Below are 7,647 nucleotides of genomic sequence, written 5' to 3'. Positions count from 1 at the left end.
GCGGGAACCAGCCCTACGACATGCACGAGGTCATCTCCCACATCGTCGATGATGAGGAGTTCCTCGAGGTCCAGCCGCTGTGGGCGCCCAACATCATCATCGGCTACGCCCGGATCGAGGGCCGCCCGGTCGGGATCGTGGCCAACCAGCCGATGCAGTTCGCCGGCTGCCTCGACATCGACGCCTCCGAGAAGGCCGCCCGCTTCGTGCGCACCTGCGACGCCTTCAACGTCCCGGTGATCACCTTCGTCGACGTCCCCGGGTTCTTGCCCGGCACCGACCAAGAACACAACGGCATCATCCGCCGCGGCGCCAAGCTGATCTACGCCTACGCCGAGGCCACCGTCCCGCTGGTCACCATCATCACCCGCAAGGCCTACGGCGGCGCCTACGACGTGATGGGCTCCAAACACCTCGGCGCCGACATCAACCTGGCCTGGCCCACCGCCCAGATCGCGGTCATGGGCGCCCAAGGCGCCGCCAACATCATCCACCGCCGCACCCTGGCCGACCTGGAAGCCTCCGGCGCCAGCACCGACGAGGTCGAAGCCAAACGCACCCAGCTCATCGACGAGTACGAGACCACCCTGGCCAACCCCTACATCGCCGCCGAACGCGGCTACATCGACGCGGTCATCCCACCCCACGAGACCCGCGCCGAGGTCACCCGCGCCCTGCGGCTGCTCCGCACCAAGCGCGAGACCCTGCCCGCCAAGAAGCACGGGAACATCCCGCTGTGACCACGCCCGAGAACCCGACGAACGAGCCCAAGGCTGAGCCCAAGCCACTGCTCAAGGTCATCGACCACAACGCCACCCCCGAAGAGGTAGCCGCGATCGTGGCCGTCTTCGCGGCCCTGGGATCGACCGGCGAGGCACCCAAGAAGAAGCCACGCTCCCTGTGGGCTGCTCCGCAGCTGCGTACCCCGCTCCACCCCGGCCCCGGCGCCTGGCGCGCCAGCGCTCTTCCGAACTGAACGTCGTAGAAAGCAGAACACCGTGCCTGAACTGACAAAGGTCCTGATCGCCAACCGTGGTGAGATCGCTGTGCGAGTGATCCGTGCGTGCAAGGACGCCGGGATCGGCTCGGTCGCGATCTATGCGGACCCCGACCGTGACGCGCTGTTCGTGCGGCTGGCTGATGAGTCCTACTCCCTCGGTGGAGCCACCCCGGCGGAGTCGTACCTCTCCATCGAGAAGATCCTCGACGTCGCCCGCCGCTCGGGGGCGGACTCGGTCCACCCGGGCTATGGGTTCCTGGCCGAGAACGCCGACTTCGCCAAGGCGGTGATCGAGGCCGGTCTGACCTGGATCGGACCCTCGCCCGAAGCGATCGACGCACTCGGGGACAAGGCCAAGGCCAAGCAGATCGCGTTGAAGGCCGGTGCGCCGTTGGCGCCGGGCCTCAAGGACCCGGTCAAGGACGCCACCGAGATCGTCTCCTTCGCGAAGGAGTACGGCCTGCCGGTCGCGATCAAGGCCGTCTTCGGTGGCGGCGGCCGCGGCCTGAAGGTCGCCCGCACCCTGGAGGAGATCCCCGACCTCTACGAATCCGCGGTCCGTGAGGCCGTGGGTGCGTTCGGTCGGGGTGAGTGTCTGGTGGAGAAGTTCCTCGACAAGCCCCGCCACGTCGAGACCCAGTGCCTGGCCGATACCCACGGCAACGTGGTCGTGGTCTCCACGCGGGACTGCTCCCTGCAGCGTCGCCACCAGAAACTGGTCGAGGAAGCCCCCGCACCGTTCCTGTCCGAGGAGCAGAACAAACGCCTCTATGAGTCCTCCAAGGCCATCCTGCGTGAGGCCGGCTACGTCGGCGCCGGGACCTGTGAGTTCCTGGTCGCCGCCGATGGCACCATCTCCTTCCTCGAGGTCAACACCCGCCTCCAGGTCGAACACTGCGTCTCCGAGGAAGTCACCGGCATCGACCTGGTCCGGGAGATGTTCCGCATCGCCGCCGGCGAAGAGCTCGGCTATGACGACCCCGAGGTCCGCGGCCACTCCATCGAGTTCCGCATCAACGCCGAAGACGGCGGCAACAACTTCATGCCAGCGCCCGGCACCCTCACCGAATGGGCACCCCCGGCCGGACCCGGGGTACGCCTGGACGGGGGCTATGAGAAGGGCCAGACCATCCCCGGCGCCTTCGACTCCTTGATCGCCAAGCTGATCGTCTCCGGCCGCGACCGCACCCAAGCACTCGAACGCTCCCGCCGGGCGCTGGAGGAGTTCCAGGTCGACGGGATGCCGACCGTGATCCCGTTCCACCAGGCCGTGGTCACCGACCCCGCCTACACCGCCACCAACGGGTCCTTCGAGGTCTACACCACCTGGATCGAGACCGACTTCGACAACCAGATCACCCCCTACGCCGGTGCCCACGGTGAGCCCGCCGAGGACGGCGAGCGCCAGACCGTCGTGGTCGAGGTCGGCGGCAAACGCCTCTCGGTCACGCTGCCCGCCGGACTCGGCGGGCTCGCGGTCAGCGGCGGCACCGCGGCGAAGAAGCCCAAGCGGTCGGCGAAGAAGGCCGGCGCGGCCGCCTCCGGTGACTCGGTGACCTCGCCGATGCAGGGCACCATCGTCAAGATCGCGGTCGAAGAAGGCCAAGAGGTCACCGAAGGCGACGTCGTGGTCGTCATCGAGGCCATGAAGATGGAACAACCCCTCAAGGCCCACAAGTCCGGCGTCGTCACCGGCCTCAACGCCACCGTCGGCGAGACCGTCGCCAACGGCGCCGTCATCGCCGAGATCAAGTAGCTGAAGGGATCCGTGATGACACCAGCGCCGGCAACTCTCCCCAGGCCTCAGTCACGTGGCACCGTGGGCATGCAGTGGCTCGCGACGGCGCCTCAGACACAGCCGCGGCACTCTCGCCACCGACTGCCATGGGGAACGGTCCACATCCGAAGGAACGGCTCCCAACGAACGGCCTGCGGAGAACCGACAGCGCTCTGGTACACCTTCTGGGAGCTCCCCGTCGACATGACGTCTCCCGAGACGTGCCGCGCCTGCGCGCAACGTGCCGCAGGCGATCACAGGATCATGGGAGACGTGTGATGCGGATCATCATCATGGGCCCGCCCGGCGCGGGTAAGGGCACCCAGGCCAAGCACCTCGCCCAGCACTTCGGCATCCCGGCCATCTCCACCGGCGACATCTTCCGCGCCAACGTATCGCTGGCCACTCCACTCGGCCTGGAGGCCAAGCGCTACCTGGACGCCGGCGAGTACGTCCCGGACGAGGTCACCAACAACATGGTTCGCGACCGGATCGCTGAGCCCGACGCGACCAACGGCTTCCTTCTCGACGGCTATCCCCGCACGCTCGCACAGGTCGAGGAGCTCGACGGGATGATCAGCCCCACCGGCCACGACCTCGACGTCGTCATCAGCCTCGTCGTCGACGAGGACGAGGTGGTCGAGCGGCTGCTGCAGCGTGCCCAGGTCGAGGGCCGCGCCGATGACACCGAGGACATCATCCGCCGTCGTCAGGAGATCTACCTCGAGCAGACGGCGCCGCTCATCGATGCCTATCGCAGCCGGGGCCTCATCGTCGAGGTCGATGGCCTCGGCGAGGTCGATGAGGTCACCAAGCGGATCCTCAGCGCCTGCGGTTCATCCGCGGACGCCATCTGCTGACCGCGAAGGACCCGGTGGCGCCGCGGGCTCCTTCACGGAGCACGTTGCGGCGGATCTTGCCGCTCAGCCCAGCACGAATCTACCGACAGAACTCCTCGACACCCATGGCACTAAGGGTGCCCTGCACCACGTGCTCCCTGAACTCGGCGTCGCCGCGCAGAGGCTCGTCCGTCCAAGCCTTGACGTCGTGACCCAGCGTGGTGAGCCAGGCTCGTCCGCCGTCGTAGTAGTGGCACCAGCTGACCGGGTGGTGCTTGCCGTGGCCGGGGTGGCCCTGAGTCCCCTCGGGCCGAATGCTGGTCTCGGCGTCCACCTCGGCGAGGACCTTGACGAAGCTGGGGTACGGCGTGAGGTTGTACCACTCGTCCGTGAACGTCCACTCGCGCGGAAGATCGGCGGTCGACACGTCACGGCGGTTGATCGTCTCGACGGTTCCTTCGCGGTTGGGACCGTGGTCGTAGAAGTTGGCGCCACCCAGCAGGCCCTCGTAGTACTCGAAGCTGTACTCGGCACCGAAGGCGTTGTGAATACCCACGAATCCCCCACCGCGTCGTACGTACTGCTTCAGGGCGGTCTGGGCCGTGTCGTCAAGCGTGTCCCGGTTCGAGCTCAGGAAGACCACCGCGTTGTAGTTGTTGAGCCGGAACTGGGCAAGGTCCTCGGTGTAGTCGACCTGCACACCCTCGGCTTCTAGCCATGCCTTGAGGTTTGCCTGGGCCACGTTGTTGGCGTTCAACGGAGGGTTGAGCCCAGGGTCAAGGGCAGTACCGAGGTGTGCGTGCCGCGGCCCTGCTGTACGACTCCAGATCAAGACGCGCTTCTGCTCGCCCTCCTCCCACCCAGCCCCCCAGTCGTGGTAGCAGGACGGGTCCACGCCGCGGCAGACGCCGTAGTCGGCGATCTCGTCGGTGTAGATGTCGGTCGCGCTCGATGCATCGTCCCGCCCGGCGCTCGGGGCACCGAGAGCCAGCGCGCCGCCCATGAGCGCCGCAACGGCGACCGACCCTGCCTTCGTCTTCAGGTCCATTTCTGCCTCCGTACCACTAGGTGGGTCATAAAGTCCATTTGGTGACATGAATGTAACGGACGTCACACGACCGAGCAAGAGGGTGTCCAGCGCCAAATACAGCAGGAATCTCCCTAGGAGATGGCGAGCGGAGGTCTTGCCGAAGCGTGTGACGCTCGTTACCGTCGTGTCACGGGACGGTTCGATCGACCCACTAGATGGATCAACCTGCGGCGGGGCGAGAGATCCGCTGTGCGACACCAGGGCACCGGAAACGGCTGTCCGCGACCATCCGAGGAGAACAAGGTGCGCAGACCAACCAAAGTGCGCACGGCGACAGCGTTGGTGACCGTTCTGGTCAGCAGCCTCGCCGTGGCTCCCTTCGCCAATCCGCTCATGGCTGCTGCCGAGCAGGCCATAGGTCCAGACGAACTCGGGGCGACAGAGCCCACCGGCGCAGACATGCCGACTGTGGGCGGCAACCTGGGCAACCAGCACTACTCCGCCCTCGACCAGATCACCAAGCGAAACCTCGACAAGCTCAGCCCGACCTGGCGGACCCACGTCAGCGCAGTTGCCCCGGCGTCTGACGACGTCGGTCAGCAGACGACTCCGATCGTGATCGAAGGGGTCATCTATCTCGATACGCCCAACGGTGGTGTCGTCGCGGTCGACGGCAAGTCGGGTGAGGCCAAGTGGAAGTGGGTGCCTGAGGAATTCGCCCCGGCCGATACTCGCCGTGGCGTCGCGGCCGGTGACGGCAAGGTCTACACGCTGGCCGACGGCGACCGCGTGGTCGCCCTCGACCAGGAGACCGGCGAGGAGGAATGGGGTGTCCAGCCGACCGGCCCCAACGGCGAGAGTCTGGGCAACTTCGATCGGGTGGCGACCGTCTATCACGACGGCATCGTCTACGCCCATGCCGCGAACGGAGACCGGGCCGCGGTGGCTGCCCTCGACGCCACCGACGGCAGCCGTCTGTGGCACTTCTTCGGAGGCCCGAGCCGAGGCACCGTCTTCACCGACGTCAACGGGAACTCCGTGGACGCCGGCGCGACCTGGGGACCGGTCCTGCCTGATGGCACGGACTGTGCCCTGGAAGGCGGCTCGACCCCCTGGATCCACGGAGCCGTGGATCCAGAGCTGGGCATGTACTACATGACCTTCGGCAACGCACGCAGCTGCCGCACCTCGCAAGACGGGTCACAGCGGCCAGGCGACAACCTCTTCTCGTCCACCATGGTCGCGGTCGATGCCGTCACCGGCGACTACAAGTGGCACTACCAGTCGATCCGGCACGATGTGTGGGACATGGACAACGTCCACCCGCCCACGCTCGCCGACGTGAAGATCGATGGGGACGTACGCAAGGTCGTCTTCTACGGCAGCAAGTCCGGTCACCAGTTCGTGCTCGACCGCACCAACGGCAAGCCGGCACTCCCGGTCGTCGAGAAGCCCATGATCCAGGACTCTCGCCAGCACCACGCGAAGACCCAACCCTTCCCGAAGGAGCGGCTGCTGCCCGAGTGCGTCGCCTGGCAGAAGCTCGACCCGAAGAACGTCCCCGGCGATCCGTGGCGAGCGGTTCCCAACTACAACGGATACCAGCCCGACAAGGACGGCAACCTGGTCTTCGACCCTGACAGCTACGTCAAGGCCGACGAACCGTTCCTGACGTACCCGAGCGGTCAGGACCACCGCAAGGGCTGCATGTACGACCCCCAGTGGGACCTGCCCATTCTCTCCACCACCAGCCAGAACGGCGGGGCCGACTGGTCGAACAACGCCTACAGTCACAAGACGAACCTCGTCTACTACCCCTACGGCACCAACCCGGTAGCCCACTGGAACGGGGCCGCCGCCAACGGTCAGCGGGCCATGGGCCAGTACCAGACCGGCGGAATCCTCGCCTACGACGCCTCCACCGGGAAGGTGGCCTGGAGGAACCATCTAGGGACCGACATGTCGCACGGCCAAGGTCCGCTCGCCACCGCGTCGAACCTCCTCTTCGCCGGCCAGATCGACGGAAGGCTGCTCGCGATGGACGCCGCCGACGGCGACGTGCTGTGGGACTTCCAGACCGGGTCCGGGATCGCCGGCGCCCCGATCACCTACGAGATCGACGGCGAGCAGTACGTGGCGGTTTTCGCGGCCGGCTCGACGAACCCCTACGGCGGCTCGGTGACCCAGGGTGACTCTCTCTGGGCCTTCAAGGTCGGTGGGACGTACATCACGGATTCTGGGAGCCAAGAGGGTCCCAGCACCGCCCCGTTGAGCATCCGCCGGCCCGTCAGCGGAGCGCCAGTCGAGGGCAGCACGGTGGACAACACCGTCTATCTCGGCCGTTCGAGCCGTACGGCCGACACCGCCGCTGCTCGCGACAGCAAGGCCCAAACGGGTATGCAACCGACCCACCTGCGGGTACCTGTCGGCGCGACGGTGAAGTTCCTCAACCCGGGAGCTGCCACGTTCCCGAACTTCCCGAACGAGCTGCCGCACTGTGCCACACAGTTCTTCGAGGGCGAGTTCAACGTCAAGTTGAAGCCAGGTGAGGTCTACGAGCACACCTTCGACCGTGCTGGCGAGTACTTCTTCAACGACTGCACCGATCCCAGGCCGACCGGAAAGATCGAGGTCGTCCTGACTCCGGAGGACCGGCCGGGAGCTCTGCACTTCAAACCCTCCCAGCTCGATCTGAGTTCCAGGACGGGGACCTTCACGGGCGTCAGAGGTCTCGTCACAGCGGTGCTGGACGTGCCCGCCGGCTACCGGTTCGATGACTTCGCCGAGCTCGAGACCCCGCTGGGAGGCACCCCGATCGCCGCGGTACGGACGGAGTCGTCCAGAGGAAAGGTCGTCGTGCAGTTCCGTAAGGCCGATCTGGACAACGACGTGCCGGAAGGCTCAGGGGTTCCATTGAGACTCGTGGCCAACTTCGTCCACCACGGCGAGCAGAAGCAGGTGACGTCTGCGACCGAGGTGACGGTCATCAAGTGAGCCCGGG

General features: G+C 66.5%; 6 protein-coding genes. 5 read left to right on the top strand and 1 reads right to left on the bottom strand.

The genetic code is table 11. The features are described 5' to 3' along the window. The 4 genes from ABZU72_RS25895 to ABZU72_RS25880 form a co-directional block, all read left to right on the top strand. A partial coding sequence (locus ABZU72_RS25895; protein ID WP_355021652.1) for a carboxyl transferase domain-containing protein occupies positions 1-740 on the top strand: 740 nt, incomplete at its 5' end. Next, complete coding sequence (locus tag ABZU72_RS25890; RefSeq protein WP_355021651.1) at positions 737-976, top strand: acyl-CoA carboxylase epsilon subunit; 240 nt, start codon at positions 737-739, stop codon at positions 974-976. The genes ABZU72_RS25895 and ABZU72_RS25890, both read left to right, overlap by 4 nt. Before the next feature lie 22 nt (positions 977-998). Continuing rightward, entirely contained in the window at positions 999-2,756 is a 1,758-nt protein-coding gene (locus tag ABZU72_RS25885) for a biotin carboxylase N-terminal domain-containing protein (RefSeq protein WP_355021650.1), read from the top strand. Between the two features lie 299 nt (positions 2,757-3,055). After that, positions 3,056-3,637 carry an adenylate kinase gene (locus ABZU72_RS25880; protein WP_355021649.1) on the top strand — a complete coding sequence of 194 codons (582 nt, stop codon included), beginning with the start codon at positions 3,056-3,058 and terminating at the stop codon, positions 3,635-3,637. A gap of 79 nt (positions 3,638-3,716) precedes the next feature. On the opposite strand, the gene ABZU72_RS25875 is transcribed toward ABZU72_RS25880, so the two are convergent. Then, on the bottom strand, positions 3,717-4,664 hold the full coding sequence (locus ABZU72_RS25875) for a ThuA domain-containing protein (protein ID WP_355021648.1): 948 nt from the start codon (positions 4,662-4,664) through the stop codon (positions 3,717-3,719). Positions 4,665-4,949: 285 nt separating this feature from the next. On the opposite strand from ABZU72_RS25875, the gene ABZU72_RS25870 reads away from it, so the two are divergent. Next, positions 4,950-7,640: a PQQ-binding-like beta-propeller repeat protein gene (locus tag ABZU72_RS25870; RefSeq protein WP_355021647.1), complete on the top strand. Its 2,691-nt coding sequence runs from the start codon at positions 4,950-4,952 to the stop codon at positions 7,638-7,640. Positions 7,641-7,647: the final 7 nt, after the last annotated feature.

The organism is Nocardioides sp. NPDC004968 (assembly GCF_040608935.1).
Lineage (GTDB): Bacteria > Actinomycetota > Actinomycetes > Propionibacteriales > Nocardioidaceae > Nocardioides.
Note: the sequence above shows the minus strand (reverse complement) of the source record. Positions and strands in the feature narration are given on the sequence as shown.